This window comes from Flavobacterium cryoconiti (genome assembly GCF_048158645.1).
Classification (GTDB): Bacteria; Bacteroidota; Bacteroidia; order Flavobacteriales; family Flavobacteriaceae; genus Flavobacterium; species Flavobacterium cryoconiti.
Genome location: NZ_JBLNKW010000009.1, coordinates 182,821 through 206,352 on the forward strand (window position 1 = coordinate 182,821; position 23,532 = coordinate 206,352).

The 23,532-nt window shown below is 35.5% G+C and carries 13 protein-coding genes; 1 reads left to right on the plus strand and 12 read right to left on the minus strand.

Annotated elements, in window-relative coordinates; genetic code table 11:
* Nucleotides 1-280 precede the first annotated feature (280 nt).
* A complete protein-coding gene (locus ACM55H_RS14030) occupies nt 281-2,686 on the plus strand; it encodes a TonB-dependent receptor (RefSeq protein WP_416837094.1) in 2,406 nt (801 codons plus the stop codon).
* 90 nt (nt 2,687-2,776) lie between these two features.
* On the opposite strand, the gene ACM55H_RS14035 is transcribed toward ACM55H_RS14030, so the two are convergent.
* The 12 genes from ACM55H_RS14035 to ACM55H_RS14090 form a co-directional block, all read right to left on the minus strand.
* Nucleotides 2,777-3,451, minus strand: coding sequence for a copper homeostasis protein CutC (locus ACM55H_RS14035; protein WP_416837095.1), 675 nt, complete (start codon nt 3,449-3,451; stop codon nt 2,777-2,779).
* Nucleotides 3,452-4,447, minus strand: coding sequence for an isoaspartyl peptidase/L-asparaginase family protein (locus ACM55H_RS14040; RefSeq protein WP_416837096.1), 996 nt, complete (start codon nt 4,445-4,447; stop codon nt 3,452-3,454).
* Nucleotides 4,448-4,523: 76 nt separating this feature from the next.
* Nucleotides 4,524-5,432 (minus strand): ROK family protein, encoded by a 909-nt coding sequence (locus tag ACM55H_RS14045; protein WP_416837097.1) that lies wholly within the window; start codon nt 5,430-5,432, stop codon nt 4,524-4,526.
* A 77-nt stretch (nt 5,433-5,509) separates the two neighbouring features.
* Nucleotides 5,510-7,804: a glycoside hydrolase family 20 protein gene (locus tag ACM55H_RS14050; RefSeq protein ID WP_416837098.1), complete on the minus strand. Its 2,295-nt coding sequence runs from the start codon at nt 7,802-7,804 to the stop codon at nt 5,510-5,512.
* A 52-nt stretch (nt 7,805-7,856) separates the two neighbouring features.
* Nucleotides 7,857-8,945, minus strand: a complete 1,089-nt coding sequence (locus ACM55H_RS14055) for a glycoside hydrolase family 18 protein (RefSeq protein ID WP_416837099.1) — start codon at nt 8,943-8,945, stop codon at nt 7,857-7,859.
* A 67-nt stretch (nt 8,946-9,012) separates the two neighbouring features.
* Nucleotides 9,013-10,473: a glycoside hydrolase family 125 protein gene (locus ACM55H_RS14060; protein WP_416837100.1), complete on the minus strand. Its 1,461-nt coding sequence runs from the start codon at nt 10,471-10,473 to the stop codon at nt 9,013-9,015.
* 5 nt (nt 10,474-10,478) lie between these two features.
* Nucleotides 10,479-12,761, minus strand: coding sequence for a GH92 family glycosyl hydrolase (locus ACM55H_RS14065; protein ID WP_416837102.1), 2,283 nt, complete (start codon nt 12,759-12,761; stop codon nt 10,479-10,481).
* An 81-nt stretch (nt 12,762-12,842) separates the two neighbouring features.
* A complete protein-coding gene (locus ACM55H_RS14070; RefSeq protein ID WP_416837103.1) occupies nt 12,843-15,116 on the minus strand; it encodes a GH92 family glycosyl hydrolase in 2,274 nt (757 codons plus the stop codon).
* A gap of 84 nt (nt 15,117-15,200) precedes the next feature.
* The gene (locus ACM55H_RS14075; protein ID WP_416837105.1) at nt 15,201-17,198 is read right to left on the minus strand and encodes a beta-mannosidase; all 1,998 of its coding nucleotides are present in this window, start codon (nt 17,196-17,198) and stop codon (nt 15,201-15,203) included.
* The gene (locus tag ACM55H_RS14080; RefSeq protein ID WP_416837107.1) at nt 17,188-18,570 is read right to left on the minus strand and encodes a vanadium-dependent haloperoxidase; all 1,383 of its coding nucleotides are present in this window, start codon (nt 18,568-18,570) and stop codon (nt 17,188-17,190) included. The genes ACM55H_RS14075 and ACM55H_RS14080 overlap by 11 nt, the downstream gene beginning before the upstream one ends.
* Nucleotides 18,571-18,580: 10 nt before the next feature.
* Nucleotides 18,581-21,874 (minus strand): VCBS repeat-containing protein, encoded by a 3,294-nt coding sequence (locus ACM55H_RS14085; protein WP_416837108.1) that lies wholly within the window; start codon nt 21,872-21,874, stop codon nt 18,581-18,583.
* Between the two features lie 102 nt (nt 21,875-21,976).
* Nucleotides 21,977-23,515, minus strand: a complete 1,539-nt coding sequence (locus ACM55H_RS14090; RefSeq protein ID WP_416837109.1) for a SusD/RagB family nutrient-binding outer membrane lipoprotein — start codon at nt 23,513-23,515, stop codon at nt 21,977-21,979.
* Between the last annotated feature and the right edge of the window lie 17 nt (nt 23,516-23,532).

Here is a 23,532-nt window from a genome sequence, read left to right on the forward strand (position 1 = left end):
GTATTTATTTAAAGGTTGCAAATATAGTTATAATGCATCGATTTGAAAATTGGAAAACAATATAATTTCCCTACGGAAAGGCCCTTTTTTAATTCGATTAAAATAAAATTCTTTTTTTGTAACAAAATGAAAGCTCGATAGTCTATTAGGTAACTTTTAAATATTGAATTTAGCATATTATATTTTTATGTATAAAATAGTACTATGTAATGCATATATTTAAAATAAATACATACCTTTGCATCATCATCAATCAAATTTTAATCAAAAAACAAACATCATGAATTTCAAATTAATTTTACTCTGCTTATTCGGAACCGTGTTTTCGATACAAGCGCAAAATTCGGTCAAACCAACGCTTCTGGAAAATTCTGGAAGCATATCCGGTAAAATAGTCGACAAAAAAAGCAACGAACCGCTTCCTTATGTAAATATTGTTGTAAAAGAAGAAAACAAAGTGGTTACGGGAGGAATAACCTCTGATAAAGGGACTTTTCTTATCAAAAATCTGGCTTTAAAAAACTATACCGTTGAAATACAGTTTATTGGATACAAAACGGTTACTAAAGCAATTTCATTAACAAATGGAGACAAAAATGTCAATCTGAACACAATTCCGTTAGAGGAAGATGCGATTCAATTGAAAGGTGTTGAAGTAGTAAGTGAAAAATCAACTATTGTACAAAAAATCGACAGAAAGATTATCAACGTGGGTAAAGATTTGATTTCTGCTGGTTCAACTGCCGGAGAAATAATGAACAACATCCCATCTGTAAGTGTTGACCCGCAAACGAACGCCATCAGCCTGAGAGGAAATTCAAATGTGCGTATTTTGATTGACGGAAAACCAACCAATATGGATGCTGCACAAATATTGCAACAAATCCCTTCAGCTTCTATTAAACAAATTGAATTAATCACCAATCCATCTGCCAAGTACAATCCGGAAGGAATGAGCGGTATTATAAATATCGTTTTGAACAAAAATAGTAAACTTGGATTTAATGGCAGTATAAACAATGGTGTAACCTTTGGAAAAACTCCAAAAGTAAACTCATCACTTGACTTAAATTACAGATCTGGAAAATTTAATTTCTATGGAAATTATGGATTTAATCATGGGAAATATTCAAACCATGGATTTATCAATAGTGAAGAAACTAACAAAGAGAGTCTTTTAAAATTTGATATGAATTCTAAAAGAACTTCGCATTTAGCCAAACTGGGATTTGATTTCTACATCAATGAGAAAAACACTTTCTCTTTTTACACCAATCAGAATATTTCGAGAGATCATAACTTTGGAAGCACTGATTTGAATTATGCTAATGATACCAATGGAGATCAATTTCAACCTTTTGATTCAAAAAGCAAGGATCTTTCACAAACTTACAATTTCGATTATAAGTTAGATTTCAAAAAAACGGGACATAATTTAGAATTAGAAGTTAATTATAATAAAAATGACAGTCCGGAAGATGCGCTATATACAGATCTAAATAGAAATGACGGGACTTTTATCAGATCAAGAAGCAATCAAATAGAAACTTTAGGAAAGAACACTATTATTAATCTGGATTATATTAATCCATTAACGGAAACCACCAAATTAGAGTTAGGTTTAGAAAGTAGAAATGAAAATACCGCCAATAGTTTTTTTCTAAATAATGCTTACAATTCAAATTTCACTTACGAAAGAACAATCTATTCAGCTTATGCCAATTTAGGAAAACAATGGAAGAAATGGAGTTTCCAAGCAGGAGCACGTTTGGAACAATACAATGCAGAAGCTTTATTTAAAGAAGTTGGTCAAGCAGATGGTAAATTTAAAGATGATATTTTAAGTATTTATCCTTCTACATTTTTAACGTATAATCCAAGTGATAAGAACTCTTTCAATTTAAATTTTTCAAGAAGAGTCGACAGACCAAGTCTTTCGCAAGTAAACCCAATTAGAGAATTTAGTACTCCTACATTGGACTCAAAAGGGAATCCAGATCTTGTTCCTCAATTCACCAATTCATATGAATTGAATTATACACGAAAAACTAAAATTGGTTCTATTACTTCAGGGGTATTTTATAGAAGAATTGAAGACGAAATTACCCGAGTGTTGTTTACCAATGGTGACAAAAAAATATTATCCTACGATAACTTCGAAAACAATAACGCCTATGGATTTGAAATCTCAGGGAATTTAGATTTCAAAAAATGGTGGAGTGCTAACATAAGTTTGGACGCTTATAAGAAAAAAGTCAAAGGAACCATTGAAGTTACTCCTGGTAATTTTGAATTCGTAAGTGTTGATGCTACTTCATTCAATGCAAGGATTAGCAATACATTTAAAGCGACAAAAGACCTACGTTTTCAGTTATCAGCAATGTATAGAGGACGTGATTTAAGTCTACAATTTCAAAGAAATGCCATGTGGAAAATGGATCTAGGAACCAGTTATAATATATTGAAAGGAAGCGGAACCATCAGTGCCCGTTTCAGCGATGTTTTCAACACCATGCATTTTGCATTTGATGGCGATAAACCATATAAATCAAATGGTCAATTCAACTGGGAAAGTCAATCGGCATATATTGGATTCAATTACCGTTTTGGTGCAGGAAAAAATAAAGCAATTCAGAGAAAACAGCGTGACAAAAATGAAACCCAAGGAGGCGGTGGTCTTTTATAAAAATTAGTTTTAATAGTTTGTTGCAAAAAAGAAAAACCCGGAGTATGCCAACTCCGGGTTTTTTGATTTAAAAAAATGAATTTTTTATAATTATATCAGATTCCCTTTTAATGCTTTTACCTCATCTCCGTTTGCTGTTTCACTGGAATCTGTAATAGCAGATGAATGATAAAAGGTAGCATTTGTTTTTTGTTTTAATAATGCAATATTGGATGACCGCAAGCCACCCCCGGGGATGATAGTAATTCGATTATTCGATTTTTCAATTAATTCAGCCAAAACAGCAATACCTTCGACTACATTTTTTTCCTGTCCGGAAGTCAATATGGATTTAAAACCACATTCGATTACGGATTCAAGTGATTGATTTACGTCTTTTACCTCATCAAAAGCACGATGAAACGTACATGGAAACGGATGTGCCAATGCCACTAATTCCTTGTTTTGTTCTTTATTGACACTTCCATTTTTATTTAAAATCCCAAAGACAAAGCCATCAACGTCTAGTTTTTTGAACTGTCCAATTTCCGTTTTCATTTGTTCAAATTCATCATCCGAATAGACAAAATTCCCTCCACGAGGTCGAATCATTACATTCAAATCGATAGACAGAACCTCGCGGGCAGTTTTAGTTATTTCAAAATGGGGCGTTGTTCCCCCCTCTTTCATATTGGCACACAATTCTACTCTATCGGCACCATTTTGTTGTGCAATAATTGCTGATTGCAAATTAAAACACGCTATTTCCAGTTTACATTTTTCCATTTATTTCAAAAAATAATCTGCATCAATTAATCGGTTTCCCGTTTCATTATTAACAGCATAGTTAAAACCTCCTTGAATGCAATAAGATCCATATTCTCCTTGTTTATTCAAGGCAATAAAACCAACTTGAATATCTTTTAAATCTTTATTTCTATTCCTTGTCAATTTTACAATTCGAGCAACAGCTTCTTCACACGCTTTTTGTGGTGATTTGCCTTGACGCATTAATTCAACAACCAAATGACAACCTGAAATCCTGATCACTTCTTCTCCGTGACCTGTGGCTGTGGCAGCTCCAATTTCGTTATCAACATATAATCCTGCTCCAATAATCGGCGAATCTCCCACACGACCGTGCATTTTGAAAGCCATTCCGCTTGTAGTACAGGCACCCGAAAGATTCCCGTCTGAATCCAAAGCAATCATCCCGATAGTATCGTGATTTTCGATATTGGCAATAGGTTTATATTGACTGGTTTTCAACCATTCTTTCCATTCTTTTTCGGATTCTTCGACCAATAAATTCTCTTTTATAAAACCTTGTGATAACGCAAACTGCAAAGCACCATCGCCAACCAACATCACGTGAGGTGTTTTTTCCATAACAGCACGAGCCACAGAAATAGGGTGTTTAATATATTCCAAACAAGCTACTGAACCAATATTCGCATTTTCATCCATAATACAGGCATCGAGTGTAACCCGCCCATCTCTATCCGGTCTTCCTCCATACCCCACACTTCGTTCTTTTGGGTCTCCTTCCGGAATTTTCACCCCAGCTTCAACTGCATCGAGGGCACGTCCGTTATTTTTTAAAATTTCCCAAGCAGCGGCATTAGCTTCAATTCCAAATCGCCAAGTAGAGAGTACAATGGGTTTCTTCCCTTTTTTAGATAAAAAACTACTCTCCTCCTCCGGTTTTCCTTTGAATGAATTTAAAGCCACAGCAACTGAACCAATAGCTGCGGTTTTTATAAAATTTCTACGATTTGTCATACTCTTTACTTTTGATTAACTATAATTTTGTCTAAAAACAACCGACTGTAATTAGAAAATGCATCACAATAACTAATTAAATATTTTCTTTATAAAGCATACTTGCAGCTCCCAGCAAAGCTGCTATTTCATTATCAGTAGAAATCAAAACTGTAACTTCACTACCTGAATTTTTTATTTTTTCTTTAAAAGCTGACAAGAAATAAGCACTTGCATTTGAAATTTTACCTCCAATTATGAAACTATCAGCTTCAAATTTTTTAAACCACGGAATTACGATCTCCGCTAAATTCTCTCCCATTTCCTCAAATACTTTTATAGCCATAACATCTCCTTCATTAGCCAGATTAAAAAGCTCAAGTCCATTCTTAATATTCATTCCCGTTACATCATGATAACGAGATAAAAGTCCCCGCACCGAGACATAATCTTCTGCAATACCTTTTTTAAATGGAACATTGTATAACTCGCCATCAGTAGGTACTTGAGTTCCTGAATCTAATGCTTTGCCATTATCTATAAAAGAAGCGCCAAGGCCAGTACCAAGGGTCACTCCTATTAATCTTTTTGAACTATTTTCTGCATTTTTAAAAAATTCTCCTTTACCAAAACAATTGGCATCATTATCGAAAAGAATAGGTAAATCATCAGGCAAATTAAGCCTTTTCCGAATTAATTCACGAATGTTTAAACTATAAAAATGTTCGTATTTAGCTTGTCCTTTTATCCAACAAATACCACTTGCATAATCAAACGGACCCGGCATACATATCGCTAATCCTAATAATTTTTCTACTCCTGAATTCTTCCATGAAGTGTGAATGGCTTTCTCCCAAATATCTAAAACCTCAACCGCAGGCAAATTAGAATCAAAAGTCTCTTTATGTACTGAAAAATCAAGCACTTTCATCTCATCAATAGCTATAACTGCCGCAGTAATGTGAGTTCCTCCAACATCTACCCCTAATGCATATTCTTTATTCATTTATTCATTTATTTTTTTCTTGTGTTTACTATTTGTTTAAAAAGTTACGTAACCTTTTTTGATACATTACCTCTAACCTATTCTACTATAATTTCATCTGCAAATAACCATCCTGGCTTTCCTGCACCACTATGCCCTGGAGGACAGAGATTATTTTTAGCTGTTATTCTTATGTATTTTACTTTTTGTTGCATAAATGTTGCGTTAAAATCATATAACGCTGTTTTCTGATTAATATCTATTGGATTGCTCACCGTTTTTATTTCAGTGAAAACAGTTCCATCAGTTGACACTTCAAATTTCACGGATTGAGGCAGAAAAATCCAACTACCGTAATTTTGCAGACAGCCCAATGAAATACTTTTAATTGTTTTTGGTTCTCCCAAATCAACTGTTGCAATCATATCTTTTCCACTGAATCCATGCCAATATTTACCAGGCGCATTTCCTCCTCTAATTCCATCAGTCAAAGAATTTGGGCCATCGGCCAAGTAATATTGGCTTACTGGATTAGTGTATTGTACGGAACTTCCAACGGCTTTGTGCATTACAAAATTTTGCTTTGTAGCTTGAGCTCCTTTTATCTGACCATCTACAACAGTAGATGCTTTTAGTACAAAAGAAGATTTGACAGCAATAGGTTGTTCGTATTTTTCGCTTTGCAAAGTAGGTTCTGAACCATCAGTCGTATACCTAATTTCTCCGTTCAGCGCTTCCGAATAGAGATTCACATGCAATTGCCCATTTTGAGAAGAAGGCTTAATATTTACCGTAAAATTACCGGGAGAATAATGCAACCCTTTTTGTCCGTATCCTTTAAAGTGATATTGCAATCGTTCGTTAAAGTTATCCCAGTTTTTATTTTCTTTTGGAGACCATAAAACTTCTGCTAAAGCTGCCATACGAGGCAATACCATATATTCCAGATGTTCCGTAGTAGTAATAAATTCCGTCCATAAGTTACCCTGAGCACCTAAAACATATTTCTCTTCCTCCGTGTTTAACTCTTTTGGAATAGGTTCATAATCGTATACTTTTTTTACGGTATTGAAACCGCCAATAGCAAAAGGTTCTCCCTCTGGCCCAGCTTGATAATGGTCAAAATAACATGGAGAACCAGGCGTCATCACTACATTATGTTTCATTTTTGCGGCTTCGATTCCACCGGCTTCACCACGCCAGCTCATCACGGCTGCTTCGGGAGCAAGTCCTCCTTCTAATATTTCATCCCAGCCAATCATTTTTCTTTGCTTGCTGATGATAAATTTTTCCATTCTTTTCATGAAATAACTCTGCAACTCATTTTCATCTTTCAGTCCTTCCGCTTTCATTCTTGCTTGACAACGGGGACATTTTTTCCAAGGTGCTTTGTCAACCTCATCACCACCTAAATGAATATAAGTAGAAGGAAAAAGGGCTATAACTTCAGTTAACACATCCTGCAAGAAAGAGAATACCTCGTCATTACCGGCACAATAATTAGATGACATATTGGTATAATTCCCACCTGTTAAGGGTAGTTGTGGTTGTTGCGTACAACTCAATTGCGGATAAGAAGCAATAGCAGAAGCCACATGACCCGGCATTTCGATTTCAGGTACAATGGTTATGTTTCTTTCTGAGGCGTATTTTACAATGTCTTTAATCTGTTCTTGTGTATAAAATCCGCCATAAGTTGGCTTTTCTCCTTCTTTAGCCTGAGGTCTTTCTCTCCAGTTCAAATTGGTATGATCCACTCTCCAAGCACCAATTTCAGTAAGTTTTGGATATTTTTTTATTTCAATTCTCCAGCCTTGGTCATCAACAAGATGCCAGTGAAATACATTCATTTTATAAGAGGCCATAAGATCAATATATTCCTTTATTACGTCAGGACCAAAGAAATGACGGCTCACATCCAGATGCATTCCTCTCCATTTAAAACGAGGATAATCATCCACTTGCATAACCGGCACTTCCAAAACTGCATTAGTACGTATAGCCGGTAGGGTTTGAAATACCGATTGCATACCGTAAAAAATACCTTTCGGACTGCTTGCTTTAATTACAATACCAGTTGGCGATACATTTAACTGATATCCTTCATCTGGAATGTCTTTATCAATTACAAGCTCAATTTTTTTTGTTGTCGCTTTATTTAATTTCAAAGAAAATCCTGAAATATTTTTGATATAGGAAACAAAAAAATGAGCAGTTGCTTTAAGCTCTTTTTGTGATTTTTTGTATTTAATAGCCGTATTTCCATCAATCGTAAAGTAGCCATTCCCCATTTTAAGATCAACAGGTTTTGGAATAATGGAAGGCTGTTGTTGTGCATTTATCAGCACTGAAGCTAATAAAAGAAGTAGTAAAACTGTTTTTTTTAATACCATAACGATTCTTATTTTTAATAATGAATACTACTTTCGATAGATTCAAATTGAATTATTTAGCTGTTTTTATGTGATGAATTGCATCTAACATGCCATTGCGGGAAGTATCTAAAACCAGTTCCCAAAACATAATACCGCCCAGTTTCTTTTGTATTGCATATGCTGTTTTTGTTTTAACAGAAGCGATATCATCACCCGTAGCAAATAATTTTTCTTTTGCATTATACCAGTAAGGCGCTTTTGCTTTTTTGTCCCAAAAATAATTCCACCCCTTAGCCTCTGTAAATGAGGTAGCGTATTCTCTAAAATTCACCCCATTAGTTGGTACCCCAGATTGGTATAAACCATTATTAACAGCTGATACTTCTTTCCAAACTCGGGTATAAAAGGCTGCTCCAATAACTAATTTCTTGGCTGGTATTCCTAATTTTAACAAATAACTTACCGCTTTATCTGTAGATTCTTCATCCTTTTTCGTACTAAACAATGGTGTATGATGTCCTGTGACTTTTGAATAACCGTTGACTAAATCGTAACTCATAATGTTTACTCGATCCACCAATAGTATTATTTTTTTCCACTCCACGGATTGGTCCAAATATTTCTGAAATCCTCCAGCCGCAAAGCTCAATTCATTTTTATTTCCTAAAGCTTGACGAAGTGTTTTTATAAGTTCAGTAAAATTCTTTTTATCGCCTTCTTGATACAAATGACCCGGATATCCTTCAATGGTAGGATATTCCCAATCCAAATCTAATCCATCGCACTTAAAATAAGTATTGACTTCCTGCACTGATTTTGCAAAAATTGCTCTTCCTTTTACCGTAGAAAAAACATCAGAACAAGAAGCGCAACCTCCCCAACCGCCTAAAGACAACATAATTTTGAGTTGCGGATTTTTAGCTTTTAAGGATACCAAATATTTAATGGTAATAGAATCCTTAGCGGTGTCGACATTTAATTTACCATCCTTCAAATGACAAAAACTATAGATGATATGCGTCAGTTTATTGACCTCAAATTCATTTATTAGTTTATCATCACCCGTGTAATACGCAATTACATCTAATTTTTTATTTACTTGAGCATTGGTACAGTAGGAGATTAGAAATAATAAAAACAGAAATTTTATACTTTTCATTGTTGAATTGGATAAAGAGTTAAAAAACGATGGTTTAGTGTTTATGTTTAAAGCTGTAATACTCGAATCAAATATTTTTATCACTCAGAATATGAGGATATTTAATACTGGTATGAACAATCAATTCACCAAACAATGTATTCGCCCAAGCAAACCATTTACGCGTAAATTTTGTGACATCGTCTTTATGAAAAGACTCATGCATAAACCCCGTATCTGCATTTGTTTTTATCAAATTGCTAATACATTTACTAATTTCTTTTTCATCTACACTGGTGATCGCTCTTAAAATTATACTCATCGGCCAGATGGTATCAGCGCCAGTGTGGGGACCTCCAACACCTTCTCCAGCTTTTCCTTTATAGAAAAACGGATTGTTTTCTGAAAGCACTACTTTTCGAGTATTAAGATATAAAGCATTATTAGGTTGAATGGCTCCTAAATAAGGTAATGACAATAAGGAAGGCACGTTGGCATCATCCATCATGTGAAAACTTCCATATCCATTTACTTCAAAAGCGATGATTTTTCCAAATTTTGGATGCTGAATAATTCCGTTTTCTTTTAATCCTTTTTGAACCTGTTCCTGCAATTCTTTTGCTTTAGCGACCAAATCAATATCTTTCATTTCCGGTAAAGAGAAAATCTCCATTAAATAACCCAGTACTTCAATGGCAAACATATTACTTGGAATTAAATATCCAAACAAAGTACTGTCATCACTTGGTCTGAAAGTAGAAACGATTAATCCGCAAGGTTTTACCGGATAACCATAACCACTTAAAGGAACTCCGTCAGTTGCCCAAGCGGTTTCGCGCTGAAAACTGTAAGGTCCTTTATCATGCATTCGTTGTTGTTCTTTGAACGTTTGCAATACTAAAAGCATCGCTTCTTTCCATTTTTTATCAAACAAGCTGGTATCTCCTGTTTGTTTCCAATACCCATGCGCCAGTCTGATAGGATAACACAAACTGTCTATCTCCCATTTACGCTCATGAATGCCGGGTTTCATCTTTGTCAAGTCATTTTTCCACTCACTTACTTTCGTGAAATCTTTATAAAAAGCATTGGCATACGGATCGAGCAAAATACATTTAGTCTGGCGGTTAATTACTCCTTTAACCAGTTCCCCAAGTTTAGCATCTTCTTTTACAAATGGGAGATAAGGCCAAATTTGAGCTGTACTGTCGCGCAACCACATCGCATCGATATCTCCAGTAATTACATACGTATCCGGTTTACCGTCAATGATTTCAAAATCAACTGTTGTGTCTAATGTGTTTGGAAAACAGTTTTCGAACAACCAAGCCAGTTCTGGGTTTGCTATTTGTTTCTTGATGCGTACAATAGCGGCTTCTACTGCTTTACTGGTGAATTTTCTCTCGGCCAATGGAGGACGTTTGCTAACAAAATCCTTCATTGGAAAATTAAAAATATTGGACTCAGAAGCAAAAACTTTCGATTGAAGTGCTAATAATCCTGCGGATAAAATTCCTGTGTTTTTTATAAATTTTCTACGTGTTTGCATCGTAATTATTTTGAAGTTGAATAAGAATATGGATAACTACTCGCTGAAGTTCCTCTTTCTACGTTCGGTGTACTAATCATGTCAAAATTCAACTCGGCACCTTTCAACACATCAAAATGATTGATGTAGTTCTTTGTGTAGGTTTCATTATTCCATTTTAACTCCTGAACGTATTTATTGTCTCCCGAATTATTTGGTGCATTTATAATAAGTTGCTTCCCGTTTTCTAATTCTAAAGTTGTTTTTTTGAACAAAGGTGCTCCAAGAACATATTCCTCTGTGGCAGGACAAACGGGATAAAAACCCATAGCTGAGAAAATATACCAAGCCGAAGTTTGTCCGTTATCTTCATCCCCACAATAACCGTCTGCTGTTGGTTTGTACAAACGATTCATTACTTCTCTGGACCAGTATTGTGTTTTCCAAGGCTGACCAGCATAATTATACAAATAAATCATATGTTGAATGGGCTGATTCCCGTGTGCATATTGTCCCATATTCATAATTTGCATTTCCCGAATTTCATGAATAACCGAACCATAATAACTGTCGTCAAAAACTGGAGGCATGGTAAAAACAGCATCCAACTTAGTAGTGAATGCTTTTTCGCCGCCCATTAAATCTACCAAACCTTGCACATCATGAAACACACTCCAGCTGTAATGCCAACTATTTCCCTCGGTAAAAGCATCACCCCATTTGAAAGGATTGAAATCCGCAGGAAAACTTCCGTCTTTATTTCTTCCGCTCATCAACTTGATGGAAGGATTGAAAACGTTTTTATAATTCATCATTCGTTTTTCGAACAAATTAATTTCTGCTTTTGAACGATTTAAGGCTTTTGCCAATTTCCAAATAGCAAAATCATCATACGCATATTCTAATGTTCGTGCAGCATTTTCATTAATCTTTACATCATAAGGAACATAACCCAACGTATTGTAATACTTCACTCCTGTTCTTCCTACCGCATCCATCGGTCCTTCATTATTGGCTCCGTGCAATAACGCTTCGTACAACTTGTCAATATTATATCCTCGCAATCCTTTTATATAAGCATCAGAAACTACGGAAGCCGAATTATTCCCCACCATCACATTTCTAAATCCGGGACTGGACCATTCCGGTAAAAAGCCACCTTCTTTATAATCATTAATCAAACCTTTCTGCATTTCTTTATTTATGGAAGGATAAACTAAATTAAGTAATGGATATAACGCTCGAAAAGTATCCCAAAAACCAGTACCGGCGTACATATAACCCGGCAATACTTTTCCATTATATGGGCTGTAATGAACAATTTTCCCTTTAGAATCTATCTCGTATTGCTTTTGGGGAAAACATGCGGTGCGATACAAACAAGAATAAAAAGTTTTGAATTGTTCGTCACTGCTACCTTCAACTTTTATTTTTCCTAAAACTTTATTCCATTCTTCTTTTGATTCTGTTACAGTTTTTTCAAAAGAAGCATTCCCTAATTCCATTTTCAAATTCAACTCGGCTTGCTCTAAACTAATAAATGATGAAGCAACTCTGACATTAATTTTTTCTCCTTTTTTAGTTTTAAAAGTCACCACAGCACCGGCATGATTGGCTAAACTTTCCAATTTATCTTTCTCCAAAACAGTGTCTTTCCAAGTATAATTCGATGAAAAAGACTTATCGAATAGTAGCACAAAATAGTTTTTAAAATTAGCAGGAACACCACCGCTATTGCGAGTTGTGTATCCTATAATCTTATTTTCGGAAGGGATGATTTTAATATAAGAACCTTTATCGAAAGCATCAATTACGATGGAAGATTGCTCATTTTCCGGGAATGTAATTTGAAAGTGCGCTGCTCTTTCGGTTGTTGTTATTTCGGTCGTGACATCATAATCAGCAAGATATACGCTGTAATAATACGGTTTCACGGTTTCAGCTTTATGACTGAACCAACTGGCTCTTTCATCTTCTTTAAAAGCTAATTTACCTGTAACAGGCATAATGGAAAACTGCCCGTAATCATTCATCCATGGCGAAGGTTGATGCGTTTGTTTGAATCCTCTAATCTTATCAGCTGTATACGTATACGCCCATCCATCACCCATTTTACCAGTTTGCGGTGTCCAAAAATTCATCCCCCAAGGCCTGCAAATTGCAGGATATGTATTCCCATTGGAAAGATTGGGTGAAGATTGTGTTCCCATCAAAGGGTTTACATATTCTACTGGATCTATAACTTTAGTCTGTGCATTTACAACAACACTAAGTAACATTAAACCAAAAATCAAATTCTTTATTTTCATAATTTTAATATAAAATGATTCTTAAAAACCTCAGCCACTATCTACTATAGCTGATTACTAAAAACTGACTACTGAACATTCCTACATTGGTCTGTCTTCTTTTTTTACACCCCAAGTAGTTGACGGTTTACTTCCCATATACAATTTCAATTCTCCTCCTTTTGTAATCATTTCGTGAGTAATATAGGATTTGGCATAGGGCTTCCCATTATATTCTGCTTTTTGAATATACATATTGGTACGGCTATTATCTATTGCTGTTAATTTGAAAGAAATACCACCCTTATAATTTATTGTAGCATTATTTACCAAAGGACTTCCCAAAACATAAACACCATTTGCTGGATTAACCGAATAAAACCCCATTGCGGAGAAAACATACCAAGCTGACATTTGTCCTAAATCTTCGTTCCCACATAATCCATCCGGTTTTGTGGAATAAAATTTATCATCAATTTCCCGAATCAGTTTTGCCGTTTTCCAAGGTTGCCCTGCATAGGCATACAAATAAGGAATATGATGATTGGGTTCGTTTCCTTGTGCATATTGCCCAATCAAACCACTTATATCCGGAGAAGCTTCTTCACCTTCCACCTTGTCAGTTATTAGAAATAAAGCATCTAATTTGGCAAGAAACTTATCTTCACCTCCAAACAAATCAATTAAACCATGAGGATCTTGAGGTACTAGCCAAGTGTATTGCCAAGCATTTCCTTCTACATAATCGTCTTTGCGATGGGCAGATGAAAGCGGATTGAAAGGCGTTCTCCAATTTCCATTGGCTAATTTCCCTCTCATAAAAGTGGTTTCTTTATCAAAATAAAGTTTATACAAATTGGCTCTTTTTGAAAAATAAGCAAAATCCTCCGTCTTATTTAAAGCTTTTGCCATTTGGGCAACGCACCAATCATCGATGGCATATTCCAAAGCATTTCCAACGGTTTCTAACATCGTATCGGCAGGAATGTATTGCAGTTTTTGAACATAATCCATTCCGTCACGGGTTTGCATCGCCGTTTTCTTAATGGCTTCGTACGCAAGAGCCGTATCATAATCGCGATATCCTTTTAGATAAGCATCGACAATAACAGCAATGGAATGATTTCCATTCATGGTATTGGTTTCATTACCCATCAAATGCCAAACCGGTAATCTCCCTTGTTGCTGATAAATTGCCAAGAATGATTTCACAATATCATTAATTTTATCAGGTTGCGTAATCGTGTACAAAGGATGCAAAGCACGGTACGTATCCCAAAGTGAAAAAGTGGTATAATTAGTGAAATTTGCTTTTTCATATACTTTTTTATCTGTTCCTCTGTAATCGCCATTGGCATCATTAAAAATAGAAGGCGCAAACATCGTGTGATACAATGAAGTGTAAAAAACTTTCATCGTTTTTTCATCGGCCTTAATCTGAATCTTATTTAATTCGGTATTCCATTTTGAATTGGCTTGTTTCACCGTTTTATCAAAATCCCAATTTGGAATCTCCGCTTTTATATTTGCGGAAGCATTCTCATAACTTACAGGAGAAAGACCCACTTTGACTAAAACCTGTTTGTTTTTTAAAGTTGCAAAATCAATAACTGCTTTCATTCGAACGCCTTCTCCCTCATTCCCTTTTACTATAGCAGTGCTATCATACAAAGCGATATTTGCAATAGGCTGAGAGAATTCAATAGCGAAATATACCCGTTGATCGGTAGCCCATCCTGCAGAATATCGGAAACCTACAATAGTAGTTTTATTTATTTTTTTGATAAAAGTCTTCACAGGTTTATCCCATCCAATACCATCTGCAAGGTCTAAAAGAACATGAGAATCATTCGCAGCATTAAAAGTATATTTATGAAACCCAACTCTTTCAGTAGCTGTTAATTCTGCTTTTATTTTATATTTATCCAGCAAAACGCTGTAATATCCTGGCTTGCTTATTTCATTTTTATGTGAAAAATAAGACCCATAACCGGTAACCATATCTTCTTTTGTTCCTTTGGTAAGCGGCACTTTACCCGATACCGGCAATAACAAAATATCATTCAAATCTCCAATTCCTGTACCGCTCAAATGGGTATGTGTAAATCCTAATATTGTATTACTCGCATAATTATAACCGCTGCACCAATCCCAGCCTTCAAAAACATTTACCGGCCCTAACTGAACGGATCCAAAAGGAACATTGGCTCCCACAAAAACATGTCCATGTCCAGCTGATCCTATAAATGGATTGACATATTGCGTGTAATCTAAATACTGCTTTCCAGTTTTTACTTGTGAAACTGCCGGCTCTGTAAATAATATACTGAACGCAACAATCCCTGAAAAGGCTATTTTACTATATTTTGCAAACATTATTCTTTATTTTATTAATTGACTTTGTTAAAATTAACTCATTTCTAACGGATAAAAGTTCCTCCGCTACAATTCTATTTGTTTTTATTTATATCGATTAATTACATCATATAATGATGTAACTTTTATAATTGGCTTTGTTATTTTTCCTTCGAACGAAATTTTCATTTCTTCTCCAGCTTTCAAATCCATATAATTAGTACTTAGTTTTCCTTTGTATCCCTTAATCTCTACAAAGACATATTTGGCTGCTTTCAAAGCTTTAATGATTATTTCATTTCCTTTAATAGCCCAACTGATTTTAGGATTTTCCAATTTCAAATCTATAGGTCGAGTCAGGTCAATCTCAGGAGTTTTGTCATCCCGATACGCTTCCCGCATGGCGTACCAAGCTGCTTTGGGTTGTCGGTTATAATAATCGGTGACACTCCAACTCGCCACGGGCCAACAATCATTCAATTGCCAAACTACAGTTCCCATATTATAAGGCGCTTTGGAACGATGAATCCCAATAATGTTCTTTAGCGAATAATATTGCAAACATTGGGTCAAATAGGTATAATCCTCCACTTTCATATTTTTCACTTTGGTGGAATCAATAAAATAGCGGTTCAAATAGGAGTTTAACTTTGTAAAACCTTTCCCTGCTTTTTGATGTGCTTTTAATACATCCGAAAATAAATAACGGTCTTCCGGTGACGTAAATTTTTCTATTGAAGAATAATTCGGCATGGCTTGCATTCCGTATTCACTAACAAAACGTCCTGTTTTATTTTTAACCACTTCAATATCTTCCAATCCCCACCAAGTTCCCCAATAATGGCTGTCCCCTTCTGTAATACTTTGTTTCTTACCCCAACCAAATAATGGCGAACTGCTGATATACGGTCTTTTATTATCTACCTCTTTTACCCATTTTGGAATACTGTCCTGAAACAATCGAACATAATCTTTCCACAAACGAATAGAATCCTGCTTCGGCATATTCATCGCCTTTTGCCATCCCCAGTTTTTAAATGCTTCATCAGATTCGTTATTACCGCACCACAAAACAATACTTGGATGATGACGCAAACGCTTCACTTGGTATTGCACTTCTTCTTTTACATTATCAAAAAAAGCTTTATCTCCAGGAACCATCGTTCCGGCAAACATGAAATCCTGCCAAACGTTGATTCCATATTTATCACATAAATCATAAAAATAATCGTCTTCATAAATTCCGCCACCCCAAACACGAAGCATATTCATATTGGCATCTTTTGCCATTGAAATTACTTTTTCATATTCTTTTTTGGTAACTCTCGAAAGAAAAGCATCCGATGGAATGTAATTGGCTCCTTTCATATAAACCGGCTTGCCATCAATTTTAAAATAAAATGATTTTCCAAGACTATCCGGCTGTTGCACCAATTCTATTTTACGGTTTAGAACATAAGGCTTCTCTGGTGTTTTTTCATCGTAAGTTTCCAATCGCACTGCTTTCCAAATGCCACAAGTAGTAAATTTAGGTCCCCAATCCCATCCAAAATGATATTGGGCTTTACGAACATACGCACGAGGATTGTCCGGAATTACAAAAGGCAAATCTTTTTTGGCAAGGAAATCAACAACGTTTTGTACCGATTGAAATACAACTACCAAATCATTATTACCTGATTTTATTATTTTTTTCACGTCTACCCGCCATTGACGAAACATGTTATCTGCTTTTAAGATTAACTGTTTATTCAAATAAACCGTTGCATATGTATCCAGTCCATCAAAAACCAGTTCTGCATTTTTTTCATTTAACGTTGCTGCCGTTACTTGAAAAGTGGTTTTATACTCCCAGTTCTTTTTCTCTATCCATTGCAGTTTTTTTTCATTATCACGATAAAAAGGATCTGGAATGAGTTTGTTATTCAGCAAATCAGTATGCACTTCTCCCGGAACTGTAGCGGCATTCCATTTTACCGTTTTCTCCTGACGAAATTGCCAGCCATTTTTTAGAACTATTGAACTATTTTGAGCATTCGCCACAAAGAACAGATTTGTAAAACAAAAAATTACAAACCAACAAAAGTCTTTTTTACATTTCATTATGGCTGATTATTTGGTTATTGTGTTGCTTTTTATCTTTCATAAAAGTAAAATTTCTGTTATTTGATTCCAATATTTTTATGACAATGTATTTCCCAATTTGCTCCCCTTGCAAAACTCCATTATCAATAGCGTCCCTAAAATGAATACCCCCGTACAACCTTGAAATAGCTGCTTCTTGTGATGCCTGTAAAAAGGATTTAAATTTTCTTTCAGGCAAACCAAATTCTGTTTCAGTTGTATCTGTAAAGGAAAAATTATCTCCGAATATTTTAGTAAGCACTGTTGCCGCCGCCGTAGATATTACACTATGTCCTGAGGTATATTCCGGAAAAGGCGGTGTTTGTAACAATGGTTTCCATTTATTGTCAATCCATTTATTAATTGCCGTTTCTGGTCTTACCCTATTCGTTTTATATTTTCCATCCCAACAGGAAATAAATGCATCGGTTAATGTAATAGCGACAGTTGCATGAATAAAAATAGTTTGTTCTAAACTTGTTTCCTTTTTTAAACAGGCATTCCCCGTAATACCAATCCAATGTCCGCCTGGAGATATTTTTTTCAACCCAAATTCCACATGTCCAATCTGTTGTAAAGCAAAAGGATTACAATCCCAAAAACTGGCTATTGCTTTTTGTTTTTTGGTCAATTTGTTTACAATGGAATAAACCTCATCCATTTGTTTATAGAAAGGAGATGTTTTCACAGTATCGAATACAATGGGAGCTATGGGTTTAAATTGTTGGGCAGAATCCAATAAAAAAGGTCGTATTTGGTTCCAGTTTGGCTCCAGTGCTTGCATATATCCCGGTCCGGTTGGCTGCCAATGTCCGTCACCACTTAATGGCGTATATTTTTTAAAGCTACTTAATTTTCGAAAATTATCAGCTCTTATATACGGTGTGATTTGAGTTATTGCAAGTTGCACCAGCTGTGAAGTACGCTCCGTTTGTTCTTTAGAAATTCCTTTTTTTACAGCTACCCGCATTAAAGAATCCCCTTTGGTTGAAAACTTATATCCAGATGGCAACAGTTCTTCTGCCATTTTATAAACGGCATACACGGATGCTAAAGAAGCGTCACTTTTTGTGATAAGCGTATCGGCAACCTGTACTTTTGGGAAACCATTGAGCGATTTCGAAAAAGATTGCTCCGGCATTTGAAATAACGACATTACTTCATTCGACGCAAGCGTTACATAGGCATAGTATCTAGCTGCTGCCACTGGTGATGTAACATCATTAACCATGACATCGGTTACTTTTTTTAAAGCTGAAACATAATCCTTTGAAGAAAATTTTTCAGAATTCTGGGAAAAACAGGTAGTTCCCAGAAAAAGTACAATCGCGATAAAAATATATTTTCTCATATTGGATATATTAATATTTGTAAACCGCAGGAAGCTGATTGTTGATAGAAAACAAGACCTTTTTTTCACTCTTAGATTCTATAAAAATAATGTCCTTTACGCAGCCCTTTACATTCAAACCAGAACTTAGTTGAGGCATATAAGTAAAATTTCCTTTTCTGTCTCCTGTCAATAAAACACCATAATTAGCATCTATTTTTCCAATTTTTATTCTTGTTTTCTCTATATTTCCCCCTAATAGAATGTCATTTTTACCGTCATGATTATAATCTGCAATGGCAATAGCATAAACAGGAGCATAATTTGCCTGCATGGGTAAACTGTGTGGAATGAAAGTACCATTCTTATTTTCGAACCAACTTGTTTCAAAAGAATCCGCTTTCAGAACTTTTGCCAATTGCAATTGCTCTGGTGATAAAACTTCATTGATAGTTGCTTCTGAATAGGAATCATAAGTAGGAAAGCGTTGTCGGAGGCTCACCATCTGATCGGTCAATTCATCTCTGCTCGCCACGGGAAAAGATTTGCCCTGAATGTATTGACATAAAAACGGATCCATAGAACCATTTTTGTCAAAATCACCATAATAAAGTGTGGCAGGTTCAGTATTGCTAACCTTGATTTGACTGTTGGTACCCCAGTTTGCGGCTACCAAATCTAAATCGCCATCACCATCTAAATCGGCTGAAGCCAATCGGTTCCACCAACCAGATAAAGCAGTGGGGAAATATTTTTGAGTTGCATCGACAAGCTGACCATTTTTGTTTTCGAAACAAGATATTTTCATCCATTCCCCACAAACAACCAAATCCGGTTTTCCATCTTTATTTACATCCATCCACATGGCATCAGTAATCATACCTAACCGTTGCAATCCAGGTGCTACTGTTGCAATGGCATTCGTAAACTTCCCTTTTCCATCATTCAATAATAAAAAACTCTCGGGGGTTTCAGGATATTTTCCCGAAATAACACGACCACCTATAAATAAGTCAGGATCGCCATCACCATCTACATCCGCTAGTTTCACACAAGAACCATTACTTGTTTCTATTGGTAAAGCGCCCTGACTTTTTACAAATGTACCGTTGTCATTTATATAAATTCGGTCTTGTAAAGCCGCGTCATTTTCATCAAATGCATAACCACCGCTTACGACATACAAATCCATATCTCCATCCATATCGGCATCAAAAAATAATGCATCTACATCCTCAGAAAGGCTGTCTCCTTCAAATGCCTTTTGGGGGGAACGAATAAAACTTCCATTTTGCTGTTGCAATAATAACTGCCCTGCCTGATTTTTAGCTCCACCAATGAAAATATCTTCCAATCCGTCTTTGTTGACATCTGCTTTGGCGATATGTGGACCGCTATACGAAAGCATATTCGTCATTAAAGGCTGTGTTTTAAAATCATTCGTTTCTTCTTCAGTATGTCTGTAAGGAACAGAAACATCTGCTAAAGAAAATACAGTTGAAGTACTAGTTGAAGCAGAATAAATACGATTTGGATTAGTATATGTAACATGTATCGTTTGATTTACGGTGTTATTTTTAAGTGTCTCCAATTTGCCATTCGGCCAATAAACAGCAATCGAATCAATTGTCGCAGAAGGCAAACCAATATGTATGGGTTCTTGCATTGCACTTTGAAAACCATGTATCGGATAATTTTCCTGTGTTACGATTCCTTTTGGGGTATACACTTTTACTTTCGCTCCCAAAGCATTTCTATTTTGCCCCGGCATTTGCAACGCTACGTTAATATAATTCCCCGTATTATTCATTTCAATAGCATTATTGCGATAAATTGCTGCAACATCATTCATCCGGTTTATTACCAAATCAAGATCTCCGTCATTATCAAGATCCGCATAAACTGATCCCTGAGAAAAATTTTCATTTTCGAGTCCCCAATCCATGGAGCAATCTTTAAACTGAAGATTTCCTTTATTTTCAAAAATATAATTGTGAAGTGGTGTAGACTGGATTCCTTTCAGCATTTGAAACATTCTTTCTCCAGACTCTCCACGCAAATATTTCAATCGTTCATTCGCATAAAATTTTGCAAAATCGCGATTTATCATGTCTCTTCCATATCCATTGGAAACAAAAAGATCTTTATTACCATCATTATTAAAATCAGCAAACAAAGCTGACCAACTCCAATCCGTATTAGAAATTCCGCTTAATTGTCCCGTTTCGCTAAAAGTGTTATTCCCATTATTTACCTGTAACATATTGCGCATTAACTGGTGGTAAAACCCATTTTGTAAAGTGTTGTTATAGAGCTCATAATTATCTGGAGCGTATAATAATTTCTGCCTTTTATTATCTGCCGGCAACATGTCCAGCGTATAAATATCTGGCCATCCATCATTATTAATGTCCGCGATATCAGCTCCCATAGAAAAATTAGAAATATGTCCCATTTGCTCTTTTAAACGATCCGTAAAAGTTCCATCTCCATTATTGATATAGAGATAATCTTCTTCTACATAATCATTGGACACATAAAAATCTGGCCATCCATCATTATTAATATCACTGACAATAACTGAAAGCCCATATCCAAGTGGATTTGATATAATACCCGCTTCCACGGTTACATCTGTGAAATGATTGTTATCATTCCGATAAAGTCGATCACCTGCATCAGGGTCTACCATCTTTTTGACAAAAGCTGCATCAAAATTCCGTAATTCTTTAATATTGTGATTTAGTACAAAAAGATCCAAATCACCATCACGGTCATAATCAAAAAAAGCAGCTTGGGTAGAATAGCCGGAATCAGCAACTCCCATTTCTACAGCTTTATCTGTAAATGTAATTTCACCGTTGACAGAGGGAGAAGGCCCATTATTGATAAACAACTGGTTCCTTCTCTTTTCAGGTTCGGTATCGCCGGAATAACTAACATACAAGTCCAGCCAACCATCCCCATTAACATCTGCCACACTTACGCCTGTTTTCCATCCTTTACGCCCATCTACACCGGCACTTTTTGTATTATCTTCAAATTTAAAGTCTCCTTTATTCAAATATAATTTGTTGGGCTGTGTATTAGCGGTAAAATACAGATCTATTAATCCATCATTATTAAAATCGCCGGCAGCTATACCACCGCCATTGTAAAAATATTCATAGGTTATAATGTTAAGTTCGGGTGTTTCTTTTAAAAGGTTATTGAACATAATTCCAGTTTTTTCAGCAGGGAGCAAAGAAAACAATTTTGTCTGCTGCGAAAAAACAGGTAAAAAAAACAGTAAACCAATCCCAATAGGTAACAAAAACTTTTTCATACTTTCTTGTTGTTATTAATACCGATAGCTTAATTTAAAATAAGTCGGGTAGGTTTTACTACCCGACTCAGATTAAGTTTTATCTAAACTACTGCTTTAAAATCAAGGCTTATCCCACCAAACTCTGGTTGTGAATTCATCCGTACCTTGTTGTGTAATAGCTGTATTATAATTAGCAGTATTATTAACACGTTCCGTTTCGTCATAAATTAAACGTCTTGGCATTGTTCCTCCAGTTAAATTACCTGGAAAATTTACTGGTGTTATAATTGGATAACCCGTTCTTCTAATCTCGGCAAATGCTTCTAATCCATTGAAGAATAATGCAATCCATTTTTGTGTTCCTATCTGATTTAATTTAGCGGCAGTTGTACCCAAAGTCATAAAAGGATTTGCAACTAAATAAGCAGCAACTTCAACATTACTTACAGGAGCCACGGCATTTCCATATACAGTAAGCATTTGCATGGCAGCAGTTACTCCGTTGTTGTAATAGGTTTGTGCATTTCCTGAATCCCATCCTCTTACAGCTGCTTCAGCTAATAAAAATTGTACTTCGGCATAACTCATAATAATATCTGGGGCATCTTGACGCAATATAGTCAAGGTATTAGGATCAGAATACGCTTTAATTCCTGCAGCAGTCCAGCTTGGATGCGTAGTTATTGTTCCTGAAGTATAGCCATTAGGTAATCCTTTTTGACTAGCAGGTGTATTATCTCCCGTGCTTTCTATACGAGCATAGATACGCAAACGCGGATCACTGGTGTTTTGCAATTGATCAATAAATGTCTTACCAAGTTTTGTACTACCATTTCCTTCTTGTAAATCTTCACGTAAATAAGGAGTTGTATAAGGATTTCTGTTTACGCCGTCAGGTCCGGTAGCATGATTTAAAATAACATTATCAGCATTGGATTGAAAAACGCCTCCAGCTATTGCTTTACCAACCCAAAGTTGTGCTTTTGCAGGATCTACTTTAGAAAGACGCATTCCCAATCTAAGCATTAGAGAGTAAGAAAACTTTTTCCATTTAGCAACATCTCCCGAATAAAACAAATCTGAAGAAGTAAAAAAGGGTTTGCTTGCATCTAAAGCTTGAGCTGATTCATCTAATTCTTTTAAAAGATCGTTATAAATATCTTGTTGCTTATCGTATTTAGGTTTCAGAATTACATTAGTATATCCTTTACCTGCATCAAAATAAGGAACATCTCCGTACAAATCAGTCAAACGATGAAATAAATATGCTTTAATGATTCTAACAGCACTTCTCTTATTCGCATTTTCTGGAGTATCCGGAATGGTTGCTAATAATTGTGATGTTTCTTTTATTCCGTTGCTATAAGTTGATCCAAAAAAAGCTCCAGACCACTCGGTTGAATAGGCATATTTATCACCAGAATAGGCAAATGAACCTAAATGTTGAACCATAGCACTCGCATAAATCAAGTTTGCTCTATGATTTTCATAATCTTGTCCATTCATGTACACTTCTGATAAAGAAAAAACGGAATTTACATCAGGGGTTACATAGGCATTAGGGTTTTTATTTAAATCTTCAAACCCATTGTCGCAGGAAGTAAGCACTAGAATACATCCTAAACCAGCGCTTAAATACTTTATTAAATTATTTTTCATCTTCGTATGTTTTTTTA